At 70.1% G+C, this 20224-nt stretch carries 17 protein-coding genes and 6 tRNA genes; 14 read left to right on the top strand and 9 right to left on the bottom strand.

Annotation, left to right across the window (positions count from 1 at the left end; all coding sequences use genetic code 11):
• Positions 1 to 13 precede the first annotated feature (13 nt).
• The 7 genes from AB0898_RS02895 to AB0898_RS02865 all read left to right on the top strand — a co-directional run bounded on the left by AB0898_RS02895 (position 14) and on the right by AB0898_RS02865 (position 5538).
• Positions 14 to 86, top strand: a tRNA-Glu gene (locus tag AB0898_RS02895).
• Between the two features lie 234 nt (positions 87 to 320).
• A tRNA-Asp gene (locus AB0898_RS02890) sits at positions 321 to 395 on the top strand.
• Positions 396 to 419: 24 nt separating this feature from the next.
• Positions 420 to 493: transfer RNA gene (locus AB0898_RS02885), tRNA-Phe, on the top strand.
• Between the two features lie 143 nt (positions 494 to 636).
• Positions 637 to 984 carry a hypothetical protein gene (locus AB0898_RS02880; RefSeq protein WP_366801001.1) on the top strand — a complete coding sequence of 116 codons (348 nt, stop codon included), beginning with the start codon at positions 637 to 639 and terminating at the stop codon, positions 982 to 984.
• A gap of 130 nt (positions 985 to 1114) precedes the next feature.
• On the top strand, positions 1115 to 5059 hold the full coding sequence (hrpA, locus tag AB0898_RS02875) for an ATP-dependent RNA helicase HrpA (protein WP_366801000.1): 3945 nt from the start codon (positions 1115 to 1117) through the stop codon (positions 5057 to 5059).
• A gap of 95 nt (positions 5060 to 5154) precedes the next feature.
• Positions 5155 to 5229 (top strand) — tRNA-Asp (locus AB0898_RS02870).
• Positions 5230 to 5352: 123 nt separating this feature from the next.
• On the top strand, positions 5353 to 5538 hold the full coding sequence (locus tag AB0898_RS02865; protein WP_366800999.1) for a DUF6274 family protein: 186 nt from the start codon (positions 5353 to 5355) through the stop codon (positions 5536 to 5538).
• Between the two features lie 421 nt (positions 5539 to 5959).
• Here the strand turns inward: AB0898_RS02865 and bldC are convergent, their stop codons facing one another.
• Together bldC and AB0898_RS02855 are read right to left on the bottom strand one after the other, a co-directional pair.
• A complete protein-coding gene (gene bldC, locus AB0898_RS02860) occupies positions 5960 to 6166 on the bottom strand; it encodes a developmental transcriptional regulator BldC (protein WP_003949541.1) in 207 nt (68 codons plus the stop codon).
• A 602-nt stretch (positions 6167 to 6768) separates the two neighbouring features.
• Positions 6769 to 7611 (bottom strand): hypothetical protein, encoded by an 843-nt coding sequence (locus AB0898_RS02855; RefSeq protein WP_366800998.1) that lies wholly within the window; start codon positions 7609 to 7611, stop codon positions 6769 to 6771.
• A gap of 273 nt (positions 7612 to 7884) precedes the next feature.
• Here AB0898_RS02855 and AB0898_RS02850 point away from each other — a divergent pair, with 273 nt between their 5' ends.
• A complete protein-coding gene (locus AB0898_RS02850; protein WP_366800997.1) occupies positions 7885 to 8982 on the top strand; it encodes a Glu/Leu/Phe/Val dehydrogenase dimerization domain-containing protein in 1098 nt (365 codons plus the stop codon).
• Positions 8983 to 9315: 333 nt separating this feature from the next.
• A complete protein-coding gene (locus tag AB0898_RS02845) occupies positions 9316 to 9567 on the top strand; it encodes a DUF3073 domain-containing protein (RefSeq protein WP_018547469.1) in 252 nt (83 codons plus the stop codon).
• 139 nt (positions 9568 to 9706) lie between these two features.
• Here the strand turns inward: AB0898_RS02845 and purM are convergent, their stop codons facing one another.
• The 7 genes from purM to purS form a co-directional block, all read right to left on the bottom strand.
• Positions 9707 to 10777 (bottom strand): phosphoribosylformylglycinamidine cyclo-ligase, encoded by a 1071-nt coding sequence (purM, locus tag AB0898_RS02840; RefSeq protein WP_366800996.1) that lies wholly within the window; start codon positions 10775 to 10777, stop codon positions 9707 to 9709.
• A 43-nt stretch (positions 10778 to 10820) separates the two neighbouring features.
• On the bottom strand, positions 10821 to 12350 hold the full coding sequence (purF, locus tag AB0898_RS02835; RefSeq protein ID WP_366800995.1) for an amidophosphoribosyltransferase: 1530 nt from the start codon (positions 12348 to 12350) through the stop codon (positions 10821 to 10823).
• A 201-nt stretch (positions 12351 to 12551) separates the two neighbouring features.
• Entirely contained in the window at positions 12552 to 12995 is a 444-nt protein-coding gene (locus tag AB0898_RS02830; protein ID WP_366800994.1) for an META domain-containing protein, read from the bottom strand.
• Positions 12996 to 13068: 73 nt separating this feature from the next.
• Positions 13069 to 13791: a sterol carrier family protein gene (locus tag AB0898_RS02825; protein WP_366800993.1), complete on the bottom strand. Its 723-nt coding sequence runs from the start codon at positions 13789 to 13791 to the stop codon at positions 13069 to 13071.
• Positions 13792 to 14039: 248 nt separating this feature from the next.
• Positions 14040 to 16298 (bottom strand): phosphoribosylformylglycinamidine synthase subunit PurL, encoded by a 2259-nt coding sequence (gene purL, locus AB0898_RS02820; RefSeq protein WP_366800992.1) that lies wholly within the window; start codon positions 16296 to 16298, stop codon positions 14040 to 14042.
• Positions 16295 to 16975, bottom strand: coding sequence for a phosphoribosylformylglycinamidine synthase subunit PurQ (purQ, locus tag AB0898_RS02815; protein ID WP_366800991.1), 681 nt, complete (start codon positions 16973 to 16975; stop codon positions 16295 to 16297). The genes purL and purQ overlap by 4 nt, the downstream gene beginning before the upstream one ends.
• The gene (purS, locus tag AB0898_RS02810) at positions 16972 to 17235 is read right to left on the bottom strand and encodes a phosphoribosylformylglycinamidine synthase subunit PurS (RefSeq protein ID WP_366800990.1); all 264 of its coding nucleotides are present in this window, start codon (positions 17233 to 17235) and stop codon (positions 16972 to 16974) included. The genes purQ and purS overlap by 4 nt, the downstream gene beginning before the upstream one ends.
• Before the next feature lie 309 nt (positions 17236 to 17544).
• On the opposite strand from purS, the gene AB0898_RS02805 reads away from it, so the two are divergent.
• From AB0898_RS02805 to AB0898_RS02785, 5 genes are all read left to right on the top strand, one after another.
• Positions 17545 to 17862: an Lsr2 family protein gene (locus AB0898_RS02805; RefSeq protein ID WP_366800989.1), complete on the top strand. Its 318-nt coding sequence runs from the start codon at positions 17545 to 17547 to the stop codon at positions 17860 to 17862.
• A 151-nt stretch (positions 17863 to 18013) separates the two neighbouring features.
• Positions 18014 to 18085: transfer RNA gene (locus tag AB0898_RS02800), tRNA-Gly, on the top strand.
• A gap of 79 nt (positions 18086 to 18164) precedes the next feature.
• Positions 18165 to 18237: transfer RNA gene (locus AB0898_RS02795), tRNA-Gly, on the top strand.
• Between the two features lie 127 nt (positions 18238 to 18364).
• A complete protein-coding gene (locus AB0898_RS02790; RefSeq protein WP_366800988.1) occupies positions 18365 to 19357 on the top strand; it encodes an ABC transporter ATP-binding protein in 993 nt (330 codons plus the stop codon).
• The gene (locus AB0898_RS02785; protein ID WP_366800987.1) at positions 19354 to 20175 is read left to right on the top strand and encodes an ABC transporter permease; all 822 of its coding nucleotides are present in this window, start codon (positions 19354 to 19356) and stop codon (positions 20173 to 20175) included. Before AB0898_RS02790 ends, AB0898_RS02785 begins: the two co-directional genes overlap by 4 nt.
• The last annotated feature ends 49 nt before the right edge of the window (positions 20176 to 20224 follow it).

Here is a 20224-nt window from a genome sequence, read left to right as displayed (position 1 = left end):
CGGCGGGCCGATAGCCCTCATCGTCTAGCGGCCTAGGACGCCGCCCTTTCAAGGCGGTAGCACGGGTTCGAATCCCGTTGGGGGCACAGCAGATCTGTCACGAAACCCGCTCTGATCCAGGGCGGGTTTTCGCGTTCCCGGGATACGAACCGGGCCCGCTCCCTCCCCGCCGCGGTGCGGGAATCTCGTTTTCGGACCACCCCCCGAGCTCTGATACGCTTCTCCAGCGACGTCAGCCCAACAGATGCGCACCTCACAGCGGGTGGGAATCACGTTGGGAAGACCCGCAACCGTGTGCGACACTGTCGTACACAGCGCCTGGTCCTGTGGAGCAGTTTGGAGTGCTCGCCACCCTGTCAAGGTGGAGGCCGCGGGTTCAAATCCCGTCAGGACCGCTGAGGTTTCACGTGAAACCTCGTGGCTGGGTAGCTCAGTTGGTACGAGCGATCGCCTGAAAAGCGATAGGTCGCCGGTTCGACCCCGGCCCCAGCCACAACCGCCCTCACCAGGGCCGACACCCCCTCCGGAATCTCCGGCGGGGGTGTTTTCGTATGGCATGGCACGCGGTTGCGGGGTTCCGGGGCGGGGGCCACAGTGAAATACGGCCATTCGTCGGAATCACCCGAGGGAGCGCCCATGCCCGTCACGAAAAGACAGCGGACGGCTGTGTTCGGCTCGATGTTCGTAGCCGCAGCCGTCGTTCTCGCTCCGTTCTCCTTCCAGGGAGTCGCCTCGGCGGCCCCCGCCACCGCGCAGACCGGTTCGGTGACAAGACTTCCGGCCTCGCCCAGGGACTACCAGGACGGCTTCCGGGACGGCTTCAGGGCCGGGTTCCGGGACGGTCAGCGCACCTGCCACCGCTGGAACGACGGCCACCGCCAGTTCCCGGTCCGGTCGCTGCCGTGGGACCCGCGCTGGGACTACCAGAACGGCTACAGGGACGGGTACGGGTCCGGGTTCAGGTCCGGACAGCGGAGCTGCTGAGCCGGGCGGCGCGGCAGCCGAGCCCGAGGGGACGGGTCCGTGCGCGGGCCCGTCCTCCCCGGGGCGCCGGGGCGCCGGCGCGGCAAATCATTCGCGCGCTGTTTCCCCGAGGTGAGATCCTGGACCGCGTATGTCTACGCATCCCGCCCCCGCCCCGGGCGCCCTCGCCTCCCGACTGACCGAGCTGTCGCTGCGCGACGCGCACCGGCTCGGACGCAGGCTGGAGGGCGCGCGCAAGATCCGTAAGCCGGAGGCCCGTGCCGCCGTCCTCGCCGAGATCGAGGGCGAGATCGGCCAGGCCGCCTCCCGCATGGACGCGCGGCGCTCCCGCGTGCCCGCCGTCAGCTATCCCGAGCAGCTGCCGGTCAGCCAGAAGAAGGACGAGATCGCGGCCGCCATCCGCGATCACCAGGTGGTCATCGTGGCCGGCGAGACCGGCTCGGGAAAGACCACCCAGATTCCCAAGATCTGTATGGAGCTGGGCCGGGGCGTGCGCGGCATGATCGGGCACACCCAGCCCCGCCGCATCGCCGCCCGGACGGTGGCCGAGCGCGTCGCCGACGAGCTGAAGACCCCGCTCGGCGAGGCCGTCGGCTGGAAGGTCCGCTTCACCGACCAGGTGAACCCGGAAGCCACCTTCGTGAAGCTGATGACGGACGGCATCCTCCTCGCGGAGATCCAGACCGACCGCGAGCTGCGCGCCTACGACACGATCATCATCGACGAGGCCCACGAGCGGTCCCTCAACATCGACTTCCTGCTCGGCTATCTCGCCCAGCTGCTGCCCAGACGCCCGGACCTCAAGGTCGTCATCACCTCGGCCACCATCGACCCCGAGCGCTTCTCCCGGCACTTCGGCGACGCCCCGATCATCGAGGTGAGCGGGCGGACGTACCCCGTCGAGGTGCGCTACCGGCCGCTGCTCGAAGAGGACTCCTCCGACGCCGACCGCGACCAGATCACCGCCATCACCGACGCCGTCGAGGAGCTGATGGCCGAGGGCAAGGGCGACATCCTCGTCTTCCTCTCCGGTGAGCGCGAGATCCGGGACACCGCCGACGCGCTGGAGAAGAAGAGGTACAGATTCACCGAGGTCCTGCCGCTTTACGCGCGCCTCTCGCACGCCGAGCAGCACCGCGTCTTCCAGCCGCACACCGGCCGCCGGATCGTCCTCGCGACCAACGTCGCCGAGACCTCGCTGACCGTCCCCGGCATCAAGTACGTCATCGACCCCGGCTTCGCCCGCATCAGCCGCTACAGCCACCGCACCAAGGTCCAGCGGCTGCCCATCGAGGCGATCTCGCAGGCCAGCGCCAACCAGCGCAAGGGCCGCTGCGGCCGTACCTCCGACGGCATCTGCATCCGGCTGTACTCCGAGGACGACTTCCTCGCCCGGCCGGAGTTCACCGACGCCGAGATCCTGCGCACCAACCTCGCCTCCGTCATCCTCCAGATGACCGCGGCCGGCCTCGGCGAGATCGAGAAGTTCCCCTTCATCGACCCGCCGGACCACCGCAACATCCGCGACGGCGTGCAGCTCCTCCAGGAGCTCGGCGCGCTCGACCCCGCGCAGAAGGACCCGCGCAGGCGCCTGACCGACACCGGCCGCAAGCTCGCCCAGCTGCCCGTCGACCCGCGCCTGGCCCGCATGGTCCTGGAGGCCGCGCGGAACGGCTGTGTCCGCGAGGTCATGGTCATCGCCGCCGCCCTGTCCATCCAGGACCCGCGCGAGCGCCCCGCCGACAAGCAGACCCAGGCCGACCAGCAGCACGCCCGCTTCAAGGACGAGACCAGCGACTTCCTCGCCTACCTCAACCTGTGGCGGTACGTCCGCGAGCAGCAGAAGGAGCGCGGCTCCTCGTCCTTCCGCCGGATGTGCAAGCAGGAGTATCTGAACTTCCTGCGCATCCGCGAGTGGCAGGACATCTACACCCAGCTGCGCACGGTCGCCAAGCAGATGGACATCCGCATAGGCGAGGAGGATGCCCCCGCCGACCGCATCCATGTCTCCCTGCTCGCGGGCCTCCTCTCCCACGTCGGCATGAAGGACGTGAAGGACGGCAACAAGAACGAGTACCTGGGCGCCCGCAACGCCAAGTTCGCGGTGTTCCCCGGCTCCTCGCTCTTCAAGAAGCAGCCGAAGTTCCTGATGTCGGCCGAGCTGGTGGAGACCTCCCGCCTCTGGGCCCGCGTCAACGCGAAGATCGAGCCCGAGTGGGTCGAGCCGCTCGCCGAGCACCTCCTGAAGCGGACGTACAGCGAACCGCACTGGGAGAAGGACCAGGCCGCCGTCATGGCGTACGAGAAGGTGACGCTGTACGGCGTCCCGATCGTCGCCCAGCGGAAGGTGAACTACGGCCGCATCGACCCCGAGCTGTCCCGCGAACTTTTCATTCGCAACGCGCTGGTCGAGGGCGACTGGCGCACCCACCACAAGTTCTTCGCCGACAACCGCAAGCTCCTCAGCGAGGTCGAGGAGCTGGAGCACCGCGCCCGGCGCCGGGACATCGTGGTGGACGACGACACGCTCTTCGAGTTCTACGACCAGCGCGTGCCCGAACACGTCGTCTCCGGCGCCCACTTCGACTCCTGGTGGAAGCGCAAGCGGCACGAGCAGCCCGAATTCCTGGACTTCGAGCGGGAGATGCTCATCCGGGAGTCGGCGGAGGCGGTCACCAAGGCCGACTACCCCGACACCTGGCGGCAGGGGAACCTCAAGTTCCGGGTGACGTACCAGTTCGAGCCGGGCGCGGACGCCGACGGTGTGACCGTGCACATCCCGCTCCAGGTGCTCAACCAGGTCACCGACGAGGGCTTCGACTGGCAGATCCCGGGCCTGCGCGAGGAGGTCGTCACCGAGCTGATCCGCACGCTGCCAAAGCCGGTCCGCCGCAATTACGTCCCGGCGCCGAACTACGCCAGGAAGTTCCTGGAGCGCGCGGTCCCCCTCCAGGAGCCGCTGACGACGACCATGGCGCGCGAGCTGAAGCGCATGGTCGGCGTGCCCTTCGAGGCCGCGGACTTCGACTGGTCCAAGGTGCCCGGCCATCTGAAGGTCACCTTCAGGATCGTGGACGAACGGCGCCGCAAGCTGGCCGAGGACAAGGATCTGGAGGCGCTGAAGCTTCAGCTGCGGCCGAAGGCCCGCCAGGCCCTCTCCCAGGCCGCCGCGGCCACCGCCTCCCGGCAGGGCGGCGAGTCGCTGGAGCGCTCGGGCCTGACCGACTGGACGATCGGCTCGCTCACCCGCGTCTTCGAGACCAAGCGGGCCGGACAGCCCGTCAAGGCCTACCCGGCGCTGGTGGACGACGGCGACACGGTCTCCGTACGCCTCTTCGACACCGAGGAGGAGCAGGCCGAGGCCATGTGGAAGGGCACGCGCCGGCTCATCCTGCGCAACATCCCGGTGAACCCGGCCAAGTTCGCCTCCGACAAGCTGACGAACGCCCAGAAGCTCGCGCTCTCGGCCAATCCGCACGGCTCGGTGCAGGCCCTCTTCGACGACTGCGCGACGGCCGCGGCCGACAAGCTGATCGCGGACTTCGGCGGCCCGGTGTGGGACGAGGCGTCGTTCCGCACGCTCTACGACAAGGTGCGCGCCGAGATCGTGGACACCACGGTCCGCGCGGTCGGCCAGGTGCAGCAGGTGCTCGCGGCCTGGCAGGCGGCCGAGCGGCGGCTGAAGTCGGTGAACAGCCCGGTGCTGCTCGCCAACCTGGCCGACGTGCGCCGGCAGCTGGACGCCCTGGTGAAGCCCGGCTTCGTGACCTGGGCGGGCCTGAAGCGGCTGCCGGACCTGATGCGCTACCTGGTGGCCGCCGACCGGCGGCTGCAGCAGATGCCGGCCAACGCCCAGCGGGACACCACCCGCATGGAGAAGGTCCGGGAGATGCGCGACGAGTACGCCTGGCTCCTGGAGCAGCTGCCGCAGGGGCGCCCGGTGCCCCGCCAGGTGCTCGACGTCCGCTGGATGATCGAGGAGCTGCGGGTCAGCTACTTCGCCCACGCGCTGGGCACCGCGTACCCCGTCTCCGACAAGCGGATCGTGAAGGCGATCGACGCCCTGGTGCCGTAGCCGGACGTGTGCGCAGGGTGAGTTCGACCAGGACATCCACCCTCGTGTACAGTCCTTCTCGCAGCACAACGCAGCAGCCGAGTGCAGCGAGAGATGGTCCTGTGGAGCAGTTTGGAGTGCTCGCCACCCTGTCAAGGTGGAGGCCGCGGGTTCAAATCCCGTCAGGACCGCAGAAAAGGAAGGGCCCCCGCGAGGGGGCCCTTTCGTCGTTCCCGGCGCTCTTGACGGCGCCGGCCGGGCTCGGTACCCAGAAGGCAGGCCGTCTCCCCCGTACGGCCTCCCGGAGGTGACGGATGGCGGCATCGGCCAGGCACGCGACGCGGGCGCTCCTGAGGGCGCATCTGTCGGCCGCCTCCGCCTATCGGCACGTCACCCGGCGCTGTGCCGTCTGCCACCGTCTCCAGCGGCTGGCCATGGACACCGAGGCGCACGCCGGGGAGCCGGACGAGAAGCCCAACGCCCGTCCGCAGAAAGGCTGATGAGGCGCGCGAGCCCCATTAGCGCACGCATGCGCCCCGGGACAAGAAGCAGGCCGTGTGGCGGGAGTCACGGCATGATTTTTTGAAAGTGGGGTTCTTACCAGTGTCATACAACAGGTCAATTTAATATGTGCAATTGCACCTGTCTCACTGACCCCCCACAGCGCTTCCCACACTCCTCCTCAGACTCCGACAAGGCCGCTCACGGAGGATCAGGAAGGCCCGTTCGAAGGCACAAAAAAGATCGCGCTGGACCCGGCGGAGTCCAGCGCGATCTACGACGCACCCTGTGCCACTTACTCAAGCAAAAGAATCGGCTTGGGCGGGGGGCCTGTTGGGGCAGGTCCCGCGTCGTTCAGAGCTAGGGTTCGGGCGCCCCGACCAGTTGGGGTTCGGTCGTTCTGCCCGGTTATGGAGTTGTTCAGGCCTCGCTGCGCTGCTGCGGGATGCCCGCGAGCAGGGCGCGGACCTCCGCCTCGCGGTAGCGGCGGTGCCCGCCGAGCGTGCGGATCGACGTGAGCTTGCCGGCCTTCGCCCACCGCGTGACCGTCTTGGGGTCGACACGGAACATGGTGGCGACCTCAGCCGGGGTCAGCAGCGGCTCGGCATCAGGGGTGCGAGCGGTCATGAGCGGCCTCCTCGGGAGAACCGACGTTCTCGGTTCTTTCCTCTAAATTCTGCACCTTGACCCGCGTTGCCCGAAATGGCGGACGCGAGTCGAGTCGGTTATAGGACGAACGGCTTGTCCTCGGCACTACAACTACACCATCTGTCCAGCCGCGTCGGCCAAACCGATGGAATTGCCCTCCCAGGTGTTCATCAGCGACGGAAGCCGATGGACCATGCCATAGCGGACAGTCACGCCGATGTGACGATCAGTCACTTCGGCGATCAGGAGGCACCGGACCCCCCAAAACGTGCAATGCTGAGATTCCGCCCATAGTGGAGCACAGATGGACAGACGGAGCCCTCCCCGGGCTCCTTGTCCTATTTTGGCACGAGGGGCGGCAAGAGACGCAAGGGCCGCGTAAGTGCCGTCCATCACCCTTGATGGGAAAAGCCCGGATCGGGACCAACATCCCGTCAGATGAGTCAAGTCCACAGACCGTACGCTGTTCGAGGCCATTTCGACCGTGACCTGCGTCACTTCTCATCTGTTCGGGATGCGCCGACATCAAGGAGTACGTACGGATCCGGCGATCAGTTCGCGGGTCCGGGCGGATACGGCGATCAGTTCGCCGAACGCAGGTCCCGCACCGCGCGCCAGCGCTGCACGAGCCGGCCGTAGACCCGGCCGGCGGCCGGGCCGTCGCCCCGGCGCAGCGCGTCGATGCCCGCGGCCACGTCCGCCGCGGAGTGGTCGTCCTCCAGCGCCCCGGCGGGCACCGCGTGGACCAGACCGCCGTAGTCCAGCTCCACCAGGGAGCGGGGGTGGAACTCCTCCAGCCAGCGGCCGACGTCCACCAGGCCGTCGATCAGCGGGCCCTCCTCCACCGCGTCCTTCAGCGTGCGCAGCGCCCGCGCCACGCGCCGGCGGGCCTGCACCATCGGCGTGCGGTAGCGCAGCAGCGGGGGCACCTCGCCGGTGCCCTTCTCGAAGCGCCGCTCCTCGTCGCCGACGAGCACGAACCAGTTGAGCGGCACCTGCCAGGTCGCGGTGCGGATCCAGGGGCGCGCCTCGGGGTTGCGGGCGAGCCAGCGCTCGTAGTCCTGGGCGGCCTGCTCGCGCACCAGCGGGGGCAGGACCGCGTCCAGCACCGTGGGGGGCAGTTCCTCGTCCAGGGCGGCCAGCGCCTGCCAGCCGCGCAGCCGGGTGCGCCAGGGGCAGATACAGAGGATGCCGTCCACCTCGGTCACGAAGGCGTCCGCGCTCTCGTGCACCGGCACCGCGACCGGCGGCGTGGGCAGCAGGTCGGCCAGCGAGCGGCGCAGCTCGTCCTGGTAGGAGGGGCGGTCGCGCCGGCGGGCGTACGTCGCCCAGTGGGTGCGCTCCGGCTCCGGGAAGGCGGTCAGCGGCTCGTACACGCGCAGGTACGCGGCATAGGGGACGACCACGGAGGACACCTTGGGCACGCTCCCTCCCTCCCCCTCGCGTCCGGCTCGAAACCCCCGCCGGGCCCGGCTCGGAACCACTGCGCATCGTGCCACGGAGAGCACCCCCCGGGGCACGGAAGAGTGATCCTCGGCGTACCCCGGATAAGGGCCGCGAGCAGGCTCTACGCTCAGCCTTGCGGCCCAACGGCCGCGTGGCAGCACCCCGCCACCCGCCCCCACGGCCAAAAGTGTGGGGAAACCCCAGGGGCCACCCCGGCCCCGTCCGCCGCTACACGCACAGGAGTCACCACCGTGACCTACGCAACCGGCGCATCCGCTGACGTCCTGCGGACCCTCTTCCACTCGGACCAGGGCGGCCATGAGCAGGTCGTCATCTGCCAGGACCGCGCCAGCGGCCTCAAGGCCGTCATCGCCCTGCACTCCACCGCCCTCGGCCCGGCCCTCGGCGGCACCCGTTTCCACCCGTACGCCACCGAGGCCGACGCCGTCGCCGACGCCCTCAACCTCGCGCGCGGGATGTCGTACAAGAACGCGATGGCCGGCCTGGACCACGGCGGCGGCAAGGCCGTGATCATCGGGGACCCGGAGCGGGACAAGACCGAGGAGCTGCTGCTCGCCTACGGCCGCATGGTCGCCTCGCTCGGCGGGCGCTACGTGACCGCGTGCGACGTCGGCACCTATGTCGCGGACATGGACGTGGTGGCCCGCACCTGCGGCTGGACGACGGGCCGCTCCCCGGAGAACGGCGGCGCCGGCGACTCCTCCGTCCTCACCGCCTTCGGCGTCTACCAGGGCATGCGCGCCTGCGCCCAGCACGTCTGGGGCGACCCCTCGCTGCGCGGCCGCAAGGTCGGCATCGCGGGCGTCGGCAAGGTCGGCCGCCATCTGGTGGGCCACCTGCGCGCCGAGGGCGCCGAGGTGGTGCTCACGGACGTACGCCCGGAGGCGGTGCGCCGGATTCTGGAGGAGTACCCCGAGGGGGTGACGGCGGTGGCGAGCACGGAGGAGCTGATCCGCGTCGAGGGGCTCGACGTCTACGCCCCCTGCGCGCTGGGCGGCGCCCTGGACGACCGCACGGTGCCCGTGCTGACCGCCAAGGTGGTGTGCGGCGCGGCCAACAACCAGCTCGCCCACCCGGGCGTGGAGAAGGACATCGCCGACCGGGGCATCCTCTACGCCCCGGACTACGTGGTGAACGCGGGCGGGGTGATCCAGGTGGCCGACGAGCTGCACGGGTTCGACTTCGAGCGGTGCAAAGCGAAGGCCGCGAAGATCTTCGACACCACGCTGGAGATCTTCGCGACCGCAAAGGCGGATGGCATTCCGCCGGCCGCCGCGGCCGACCGGATCGCCGAGCGGCGCATGGCGGACGCCCGCGCGGCACGCTGACCGCAGCGGCCGGTTCCCGCCCGTGCGGCGCCCCCGCCGGGTGGCCGGCCGCACGGGCGGGCGGTACCCGCCGGAGGCAACTTGGAGAGAACTCTCACTTCCACCGGCGGGTCGTACCCCGATAAGTGGTTAAAATCGCCGTTGACCAGCGAGGACAGGGCTCCTCGCGGGTCCTGTGCACACGCGCGTGCTGCGGGCGACGTACCGTATGGGCGCGGGCTCAGGTACCGTGGAAGCCCTACGGACCGGCATCTCTGCGGAGAGTCCGTTCCAGATCATGAACGCGTGTCAGACTCTGGGGCCGTTGAGCCCCGTCACCGAGGGGGTCGAGCCATGGGGCGCGGCCGGGCCAAGGCCAAGCAGACAAAGGTCGCCCGCCAGCTGAAGTACAACAGCGGTGGGACTGACCTGTCACGTCTGGCCAGTGAACTGGGCGCATCGACATCGAGCCAGCCGCCGAACGGCGAGCCGTTCGAGGACGATGAAGATGACGACGATGACCTCTACTCCCGTTACGCCGACCTCTATGAGGACGACGACGAGGACGAGGACGACGGTCCCTCACAGCACCGTCGCGGCGCTTGACCTCGCACTGAGCATCAGGCCGGTCGGTGGCACTGCCACCGACCGGCTTCTGTGCTGCCGCTGAAACGGCCGGTGCGGTCGGTGCGGTCGATGCACCAAAGAGGGCGGGCGCCCGGTGGGAGCCCGCCCTACAGGTGTTCTAGCGCGCGTAGTCCCCGGTCAGCTCGGCGCCCGAGGCGTGGCCGTCCCGGCTGGTGATCTCGCCGGCCACCCAGGCGTCCACGCCCCGGTCGGCCAGCGTGGTCAGGGCCGCCTCGACGGACTCGTCGGGTACGACGGCCATCATGCCGACGCCCATGTTCAGGGTCTTCTCCAGCTCCAGGCGCTCGACGTCGCCCGTCCGGCCGACCAGGTCGAAGATCGCGCCCGGGGTCCAGGTGGAGCGGTCCACGGTGGCGTGCAGCCCGTCCGGGATGACCCGGGCCAGGTTGGCCGCGAGGCCGCCGCCGGTGATGTGCGAGAAGGCGTGCACCTCGGTGGTGCGGGTGAGCGCGAGGCAGTCCAGCGAGTAGATCTTCGTGGGTACGAGCAGCTCCTCGCCGAGCGTGCGGCCCAGCTCGGCGACCTCCGCCTCCAGGGCGAGCCCGGCGCGCTCCAGCAGGACGTGGCGGACCAGGGAGTACCCGTTGGAGTGAAGACCGGAGGACGCCATGGCGATCACGGCGTCGCCCTCGCGGATGCGGTCCGGGCCGAGCAGCCGGTCGGCCTCCACCACGCCCGTACCGGCGCCGGCGACGTCGAAGTCGTCCGGGCCGAGCAGACCCGGGTGCTCGGCCGTCTCGCCGCCCACCAGGGCGCACCCGGCGAGCACACAGCCCTCCGCGATGCCCTTGACGATCGCCGCGACCCGCTCGGGGTGGACCTTGCCGACGCAGATGTAGTCGGTCATGAACAGCGGCTCGGCGCCGCACACCACGATGTCGTCCATGACCATGGCGACCAGGTCGTGGCCGATGGTGTCGTACACGCCCAGGCGCCGGGCGATGTCGACCTTGGTGCCGACGCCGTCGGTCGCGGAGGCGAGCAGCGGGCGCTCGTAGCGCTTGAGGGCGGAGGCGTCGAAGAGCCCGGCGAAGCCGCCGAGGCCGCCGAGGACCTCGGGGCGGCGGGTCTTCCTGACCCATTCCTTCATGAGTTCGACCGCGCGGTCGCCCGCCTCGATGTCGACGCCCGCGCTCGCGTAGCTGGCACCCGTGGTCTCAGAGGACATGACGTGAGAGAACTTTCCTGTCGTACGGCTCTGACGGCGCGGCTCAGGGACGCCGGATGGCGTCGGCCGCGGCGGTGGCGGCGGTTCCTGCCGCCAGCTCGGTCTCCAGCAGCTGCTTGCCGAGCAGCTCCGGGTCGGGCAGCTCCATCGGGTACTCGCCGTCGAAGCAGGCGCGGCACAGGTTCGGCTTGGCGATGGTGGTCGCGTCGATCATGCCGTCGATGGAGATGTACGCGAGCGAGTCGGCGCCCAGGCTGGTGCCGATCTCGTCGATGGTCATGCCGTTGGCGATCAGCTCGGCGCGGGTGGCGAAGTCGATGCCGAAGAAGCAGGGCCACTTCACGGGCGGCGAGGAGATCCGGATGTGGACCTCGGCGGCGCCGGCCTCGCGCAGCATGCGCACCAGGGCCCGCTGGGTGTTGCCGCGCACGATCGAGTCGTCCACGACGACCAGGCGCTTGCCCTTGATGACTTCCTTGAGCGGGTTCAGCTTCAGGCGGATGCCGAGCTGGCGGATGGTCTGCGAGGGCTGGATGAAGGTGCGGCCCACGTAGGCGTTCTTCACCAGGCCGTTGCCGAAGGGGATGCCGGAGGCTTCCGCGTACCCGATGGCGGCCGGGGTCCCGGATTCCGGGGTGGCTATCACCAGGTCGGCCTCGACCGGCGCCTCCTTGGCGAGGCGGCGGCCCATCTCCACGCGGGAGAGGTAGACGTTCCGCCCGGCGATGTCGGTGTCCGGGCGCGCCAGGTAGACGTACTCGAAGACACAGCCCTTGGGCTTCGCTTCCGCGAATCGGGAGGTGCGCAGGCCGTTCTCGTCGATGGCGATGAACTCGCCCGGCTCGATCTCGCGCACGTAGCTCGCGCCGCAGATGTCGAGGGCGGCGGATTCCGAGGCGACGACCCAGCCGCGCTCCAGGCGGCCGAGGACCAGCGGGCGGATGCCCTGCGGGTCGCGGGCCGCGTAGAGCGTGTGCTCGTCCATGAAGACGAGGCTGAAGGCGCCCTTCACCTGCGGGAGGATGCGGTGGGCCGCCTCCTCGATGGTGAGCGGCTTGCCGTCCTCGTCGACCTGGGCGGCGAGCAGCGCCGTCAGCAGGTCGGTGTCGTTGGTGGCCGCGACCCGGGTGGAGCGGCCGTTGGTGTCCTTGGGCAGGTCGGCGACCATCTCCGCGAGCCGCGCGGTGTTGACCAGGTTGCCGTTGTGGCCGAGCGCGATCGAACCGTGCGCGGTGGCGCGGAACGTCGGCTGGGCGTTCTCCCACACGGAGGCGCCGGTGGTCGAGTAGCGGGCGTGTCCGACCGCGATGTGACCCTGGAGCGAACCGAGCGAGGTTTCGTCGAAGACCTGGGAGACCAGGCCCATGTCCTTGAAGACGAGGATCTGGGAGCCGTTGCTGACCGCGATTCCCGCGGATTCCTGACCCCGGTGCTGGAGGGCGTAGAGCCCGAAGTACGTGAGCTTTGCGACCTCTTCGCCAGGCGCCCAGACACCGAAGACGCCGCAAGCGTCCTGGGGGCCCTTCTCGCCGGGAAGCAGATCGTGATTGAGTCGACCGTCACCACGTGGCACGGCTCCGAGTGTAGGCGAGCCGGGCCGTTGCTCCGAATTGGGGATACGTAGCGGTCGCCGAACCCGGGCTCGCGATCACCTTGGTGCTTTTCGCGTTTCACCTGGTCACAGCGGTGCGTATCGGGCGACTCCCGGCGAGGTCCGGCGCTCTGGGGCCACCGCGGGCGCTCCGCCGGGCTTTCCTGAGTGAGGTGTCGCACATCAATCGGGCGCGATCCCGGTGAGGTTCACGCGCTCCCCGTGACCCCCTGTGAGCGTGAGCCGCCCGTCCTCGGTACGCGCGGTGAGGGTCTGCCCGTCGAGGGCGGCGGCGAGGGCGCGCTCGAAGGTCATCCGAGCGGGGTCGCAGGCGACCTTGGTGGTGCGCAGCCCGCCGAAGGTGATCCGGTCGCCGTGCACGGTGGCGTGCGTACCGAAACTGTTGCAGCCGAGGTTGCCGGCCGCGGCCCCGTCCTCCTCCACGCGCAGGCTTGCGCCGGCGGGGGCGCGGAGGGTGGTGCCCCCGGCGGTGAGACTGTCCACCCGCCACTCCACCCCCGTCACGGACTGCCGGGGTGCCACCGAGCCGCTGCCGCTGCCCGCCGCGACCTCGTTCCCACAGGCCGCCATGAACGGGACGAGCGCGGCGGCCGCTGCCAGGGTCATGCACTGCTTGTACCGGTTCATACCGGTTCGACGCGGGCGGGGGGCTACGGGTTCCGGTTCGGCTGGATCGGGGCTACGGCCGCAGGGGCAGCAGGTCCGACAGATCCGCCCGCTCCCCGCTCGCGCTCACCTCGGCCCGCGTGAGGGCGTCCGCCCAGGTCAGACGGCCGGTGGCGAGCCGCACCCAGGTCAGGGGCGCCGTCTCCACGACGTTGGGCGGGGTGCCCCGGGTGTGCCGGGGGCCTTCCACACACTGGACCACGGCATACGGCGGCACGCGGACCTCGGTGGAGCCGCCGGGGGCCTTCAGGGCGAGGGCGTCGGCGAGTACGCGGGTGGCGGCGGCGAGGGCCTGGCGGTCCAGCGGTACGTCGAGTCCGGGCACGTCGGTGTTGAGGTCGTCGGCACACAGCACCAGGCCGACGAGCCGGGTGACCAGAAAGTCGTCCAGCGTCATCACCCCGGCACCGGTCTCCACGAGCCGCTCGGCGGGGTGGGCGTCGAGGAGGGCGCGCAGACGGTGCTCGGTGTCGGCAAGCGGCTCGCCGGGAGCGCCCGTCCGGTCCCCCGGCACCAGGAACCACTCCGCCGGGGTGAGCGTCGGCTTCGGCCCCGCCGGGCACACGACAGCGTGCTCAACCTCGGCGAGCGACACGGCCACCACCGCCGTCAGCGCGCTCACCGTCTCGGAGTCGAGTTCCCGTACGGCCTCCCGCACATGCCCGAGCTGAGCGAGAACCGCCGCGCGGGTCTTGGCGGGGTCGTACCGACGAGGACGCTTCTTGACGGGGGGCATGGCGGTGACCCTATGCGCCGACGGGGGCGGCGTGCTCCTGGGCGGCGCACCCCTGCGGGGCGGCCCGGCCGGCGCCGAGGGGCCGACGACGGCCGACGACGGTGGATGTCCGGGTGACGCCGGATCTCGTGCCTGCTGCGGGGCAGCGGACCGTTCCGGGTGGGCCGGTAAAGGGAGCCGATGCCCGTCCGGGCCCATGAGGAAGGCCCCCGCGCCCTCGGGGCGGGGGCCTCGCTCGTGTTCGGGGGCTACGCCAGCAGTGCCGGGATCGTGTTCTCGTGAGCCTCGCGCAGTTCCGTCAGGGGCAGCGTGAACTCGCCCTGGATGTCGACGGAGTCGCCGTCCACGACACCGATGCGGGTGGCCGGGAGGCCCCGCGCGCCGCACATGTCGGTGAAGCGCAGCTCCTCGGAGCGGGGGACTGCCACCAGGGCGCGGCCCGCGGACTCCGAGAGGAGGAAGGTGAACGCGTCCAGGCCGTCCGGGACGATCAGGCGCGCGCCCTTGCCGCCGAGGAGCGCCGACTCGACCACGGCCTGGATGAGGCCGCCGTCGGAGAGGTCGTGCGCGGAGTCGATCATGCCGTCGCGGGAGGCGGAGATCAGGATCTCGGCGAGCAGCCGCTCGCGCTCCAGGTCGACCTTCGGGGGCAGCCCGCCGAGGTGGTCGTGGACGACCTGGGACCAGGCCGAGCCGCCGAACTCCTCAGAGGTGTCGCCGAGCAGGTAGAGGAGCTGGCCTTCTTCCTGGAAGGCGACCGGGGTGCGCCGGGCCACGTCGTCGATGACGCCGAGGACCGCGACGACCGGGGTCGGGTGGATGGCGGCCTCGCCGGTCTGGTTGTAGAGCGAGACGTTGCCGCCGGTCACCGGAGTGCCGAGCTGGAGGCAGCCGTCCGCGAGACCGCGTACGGCCTCCGCGAACTGCCACATGACCGCCGGGTCCTCGGGCGAGCCGAAGTTCAGGCAGTCGGAGACGGCGAGCGGCTTGGCGCCGGTCGTCGCCACGTTCCGGTACGCCTCCGCGAGCGCGAGCTGCGCGCCCGTGTACGGGTCGAGCTTGGCGAAGCGGCCGTTGCCGTCGGTGGCGATGGCCACGCCGAGCCCGGTCTCCTCGTCCACGCGGATCATGCCGGAGTCCTCCGGCTGGGCGAGGACGGTGTTGCCCTGCACGAAGTGGTCGTACTGCGAGGTGATCCACTTCTTCGACGCCTGGTTGGGCGACGCGACCAGCTTCAGGACCTGCTCGCGCAGCTCCTCGGGCGTGGCCGGGCGGGGCAGCTTGTTCGCGTCGTCGGCCTGGAGGGCGTCCTGCCAGTCGGGACGGGCGTACGGGCGCTCGTAGACCGGGCCGTCGTGGGCGACCGTGCGCGGGTCCACGTCGACGATCTTGCCGCCGTGCCAGAAGATCTCCAGGCGGTCGCCGTCGGTCACCTCACCGATGACGGTGGCGATGACGTCCCACTTCTCGCAGATCTCCAGGAAGCGGTCGACCTTCTCCGGCTCGACCACCGCGCACATGCGCTCCTGCGACTCGCTCATGAGGATCTCCTCGGGCGAGAGTGTGGAGTCGCGCAGCGGTACGTCGTCCAGGGTGACGCGCATGCCGCCGGAGCCGTTGGAGGCCAGCTCGCTGGTGGCGCAGGACAGCCCGGCCGCGCCGAGGTCCTGGATGCCGACGACGAGCTTCTCCTTGAAGGCCTCCAGGGTGCACTCGATGAGCAGCTTCTCCTGGAAGGGGTCGCCGACCTGCACCGCGGGGCGCTTCGAGGGCTTCGCGTCGTCGAAGGTCTCGGAGGCCAGGATCGAGGCGCCGCCGATGCCGTCGCCGCCGGTCCGGGCGCCGTAGAGGATGACCTTGTTGCCGGCGCCGGACGCCTTCGCGAGGTGGATGTCCTCGTGCTTCATGACGCCGATGGCACCGGCGTTGACCAGCGGGTTGCCCTGGTAGCAGGCGTCGAAGACGACCTCGCCGCCGATGTTGGGCAGGCCCAGGCAGTTGCCGTAGCCACCGATGCCGGCGACGACGCCGGGCAGCACGCGCTTGGTGTCGGGGTGGTCGGCCGCGCCGAAGCGCAGCGGGTCCACGACCGCGACCGGGCGGGCACCCATGGCGATGATGTCGCGCACGATGCCGCCGACGCCCGTGGCCGCGCCCTGGTAGGGCTCGACGTACGACGGGTGGTTGTGCGACTCGACCTTGAAGGTGACCGCGTAGCCCTGACCGACGTCCACCACGCCCGCGTTCTCGCCGATGCCGACGAGCAGGGCGTCCGACTGGGGCGCCTTCTCGCCGAACTGGCGCAGGTGGACCTTGGAGGACTTGTACGAGCAGTGCTCGGACCACATCACCGAGTACATGGCCAGCTCGGCGCCGGTCGGGCGGCGGCCGAGGATCTCGACCACGCGCTCGTACTCGTCCTTCTTCAGACCGAGTTCGGCCCAGGGCAGCTCGACGTCAGGGGTGGCGGCCGCGTTGTCGACCGTGTCCAGAGGCGTCCGGCTCATGCGTTGACCAGCTTCTTGAGGATCGAGGTGAAGAACGGGAGGCCGTCGGTGCGGCCGGTTCCGATCAGCGGCTCGACGGCGTGCTCGGGGTGCGGCATGAGGCCGACGACGTTCCCGGCCGCGTTGGTGATGCCGGCGATGTCGTTGAGCGAGCCGTTGGGGTTCAGGTCCAGGTAGCGGAAGACGACCCGGCCCTCCGCCTCCAGCTTGTCGAGCGTGTACGCGTCGGCGACGTACCGGCCGTCCATGTTCTTCAGCGGGATGTGGATCTCCTGGCCCTGGCGGTAGTCGCCGGTCCAGGAGGTCTCCGCGTTCTCCACCCGCAGCTTCTGGTCGCGGCAGATGAAGTGGAGGTGGTCGTTGCCGAGCATCCCGCCGGGCAGCAGATGCGCCTCGGTGAGGATCTGGAAGCCGTTGCAGATTCCGAGGACCGGAAGTCCGGCCTTCGCCTGCTCGATGACGGACTCCATCACCGGCGAGAAGCGGGAGATCGCCCCGGCGCGCAGATAGTCGCCGTACGAGAAACCGCCGGGCAGCACCACGGCGTCGACCTGCTTGAGGTCCTTGTCCTTGTGCCACAGCGCGACCGGTTCGGCGCCCGCGAGGGTGATCGCGCGCCGGGTGTCACGGTCGTCGAGACTTCCCGGAAATGTGACGACACCAATACGAGCGGTCACTCGGCCGCCCCCGCCACTTCCTCCACCTTCACGGTGAAGTCCTCGATCACGGTGTTGGCGAGGAAGGATTCCGCGAGATCACGGATGCGGGTGAGCGCGGCCTCGTCGACCGGCCCCTCGACTTCCAGCTCGAATCGCTTTCCCTGGCGGACGTCCGAGATCCCTTCGAAACCCAGACGCGGCAGCGCACGCTGGACCGCCTGGCCCTGGGGGTCGAGGATCTCCGGCTTGAGCATGACGTCGACTACGACGCGTGCCACTGGCACTCCCGGTGTGTGGTGCTGAGCAGGTTCCTTCAGACTACCCGTACAAAATTTCTACGCGAGTAGAGTTGGAGGTTTCTACGTGACCCGCATCACGATCGGGTGTCGAAGACGTGCGCCCGCGAAAATTTCTGGGAAAGTTCTCCAGTCCGTGCGCGACATCTATTGAAGCCGGACACGCGGGCGGTTTTAGTGGGTCTTCCCCTTTCATTGCCGGGCGCTGTACAAATGAATTGGCAATAGCGGATACTCGGCATGTCGTAGCCGTGAGCCGTATCAACGTGCCGCACGAAGGGACCGATATTCGTGGCGCAAAAAGTCGTGGTCACTCTGTTTGACGACATCGACGGCTCGGAAGCGGCGGAAACGATCGCCTTCGGGCTCGACGGCAAGTCGTACGAGATCGACCTGAACGAAACCAACGCCAGGAAACTGCGCAGGGCGCTCGAGCCCTACGTCGAGGCCGGCCGCAAGCGCGCCCGCTCCGGCAAGGCGTACAAGCAGACCGAGGTCGCCCCCGACCCGTCGGCCGTCCGCGCCTGGGCCCAGGCGAACAAGATGGACGTCCCCGCGCGCGGCCGCATCCCCAAGAAGGTCTACGAGGCGTTCAGCGCGGCCCAGTGAGCCGCGGCGGCTCCTCAGGGTCCGCAGGCCGGACCCTGAGAGTCGCTCACCTGTCCGCGGGGAGAACCGACTTGCGCTACCCCCCTGCTGATCGGCTAATGTCTGGAGCACGCCGAGGGGCGAGGCCGAAAGGCCGAATCCCGAGGACCGTGCGGGTGTAGTTCAGTAGTAGAACACCCCCCTTCCAGGGGGGAGGCGCAGTGTGCGATTCCTGTCACCCGCTCTGGCACCGGTCACAAGCATCCTTTTGGATCAGGTAGGCTGGTGCTCGCACCGATCGGTGGGAGCCGGTCGGGAGCAGTGCGGACGTAGCTCAGTTGGTAGAGCGCAACCTTGCCAAGGTTGAGGTCGCGAGTTCGAGCCTCGTCGTCCGCTCGGGAAAAAGACCCCGGTCCATTGGACCGGGGTCTTTTCGTATGCGCTCTTCCCGTCTGACATTTGTCATGCCCGGTGATGACAGCGCGCACTGCCGGTCCGCGTCCGCCGCCGGGACGCTGAAGTCATGGACAGCGACGAGCAAGAGCACGTGATCGAGGTCACCGACCTGCGGCGCGTCTACGGCACCGGATTCGAGGCCGTGCGGGGCATCACCTTCTCCGTGGCCCGCGGGGAGGTCTTCGCCCTGCTCGGCACCAACGGCGCGGGCAAGACCTCGACCGTCGAGCTGCTGGAGGGGCTGGCCCGTCCGGCCGGCGGCCGGGTCCGGGTGTTCGGCCACGATCCGTACCGCGAGCGTGCCGCCGTTCGCCCCCGTACCGGGGTCATGCTCCAGGAGGGCGGCTTCCCGGCCGACCTCACCGTCACCGAGACGGCTCGCATGTGGGCGGGCTGCACCAGCGGGGCCCGGCCCTCGGCGGAGGTGCTGGAACGCGTCGGGCTCGCCGGGAAGAGCGGCGTACGCGTCAAGCAGCTCTCCGGCGGCGAGCGGCGCCGGCTCGACCTGGCGCTCGCCCTGCTCGGCGATCCCGAAGTCCTGTTCCTGGACGAGCCGACGACCGGCCTGGACGCCGAAGGGCGGCGGGACACCTGGGAGTTGGTGCGCGCACTGCGGGACGCGGGGACGACCGTGCTGCTCACCACGCACTATCTGGAGGAGGCGGAGGGGCTCGCCGACCGGCTCGCCATCCTGCGCGAGGGGTCCATCGCCGTCACCGGCACACCGGCCGAGGTGAGCGCGGCCCAGCCGTCCCGGATCTCCTTCCGGCTGCCCGAGGGGTACTTCCCCGGCGACCTGCCGCCGCTCCACGAGCTGGGCGCCTGCGGCCACGACGTCGACTCCCGGACCGTCCGGCTGCGCACGCACGAACTGCAGCGCACCGCCACCGAGTTGCTGCTGTGGGCCCGCCGGGCCGGTGTCGAACTGCACGGGCTGGACGCCCGGTCCGCCTCGCTGGAGGAGGCGTTCCTCGAGATCGCGCGCGACACCTCCGGGGCCGGCCGGAAGTCCCGTCAGGAGCCCCGTCAGGAATCCCCTCAGGAGGAGTACACCCGATGAGCGAGACGCACCTCACCCTGCGGCCGGCACCCGGCCGCACCGCGCCGCGGGAGCGCACCACCCCGCTCGGCCGCATGGCCGCGCTCGCCCGCGCCGAGCTGTCCCTGTTCGCGCGGAACAGGGGCACGCTGGCCGCCGCCGTCCTCGTGCCGCTGGTACTGCCGTTCAGCGTGCGCTCGGCGGCCGGACAGCTGAACCTGAAGGACGCGGGGCTCACCGTCGGACTGGTCATGCTGCCCGCGTCGATCGGCTTCTCGCTGCTGTTCGCCGTCTACTCCACGCTCGTCGGCGTGTTCGTCAGCCGGCGCGAACAGCTCGTCTTCAAGCGGCTGCGCACCGGCGAGCCGCGCGACCCCGAGATCCTCGCCGGGGCCGCCCTGCCCGCCGTCGCCATCGCCCTCGCACAATGCGCGGTCATGGCGGCCGCGTGCACGGTCCTGCTGCGCATCCCGGCCCCGCACGCTCCCCAATTCGCCGTGCTCGGCGTGGCGTTGGGCGTGGTGCTGTGCGGCGCGTTCGCCGCGGTGACCGCCATCTGGACCCGGACCGCCGAGAGCGCCCAGATCACCACCGTCCCCCTGGTGCTCCTCTCGGCGCTCGGCTCCGGCCTCGCCATCCCGCTGGAGCTCCTTCCCGACCGGCTGGCCCGCCTCTGCGAACTGCTGCCGCTCACCCCGGCGATCACCCTGGTGCGCGCCGGCTGGACCGGCGACCTCGGCGCGGGCGAAGCCGTACGGGCCGTGATCGTCGCGCTGGCCTGGACGGGCGTCGCCGTGTTTGCTGTACGGCGATGGTTCCGGTGGGAACCTCGGCGCTGAACGGCGCCGTTCCGGGCGGGACCGACGGCGCCGGACCGGCGCGGGACGA

Source organism: Streptomyces sp. NPDC005435 (assembly GCF_040703155.1).
GTDB lineage: Bacteria > Actinomycetota > Actinomycetes > Streptomycetales > Streptomycetaceae > Streptomyces.
The sequence above is the reverse complement of the archived record's forward strand: the minus strand, read 5'-3'. Positions and strand labels throughout refer to the sequence as shown.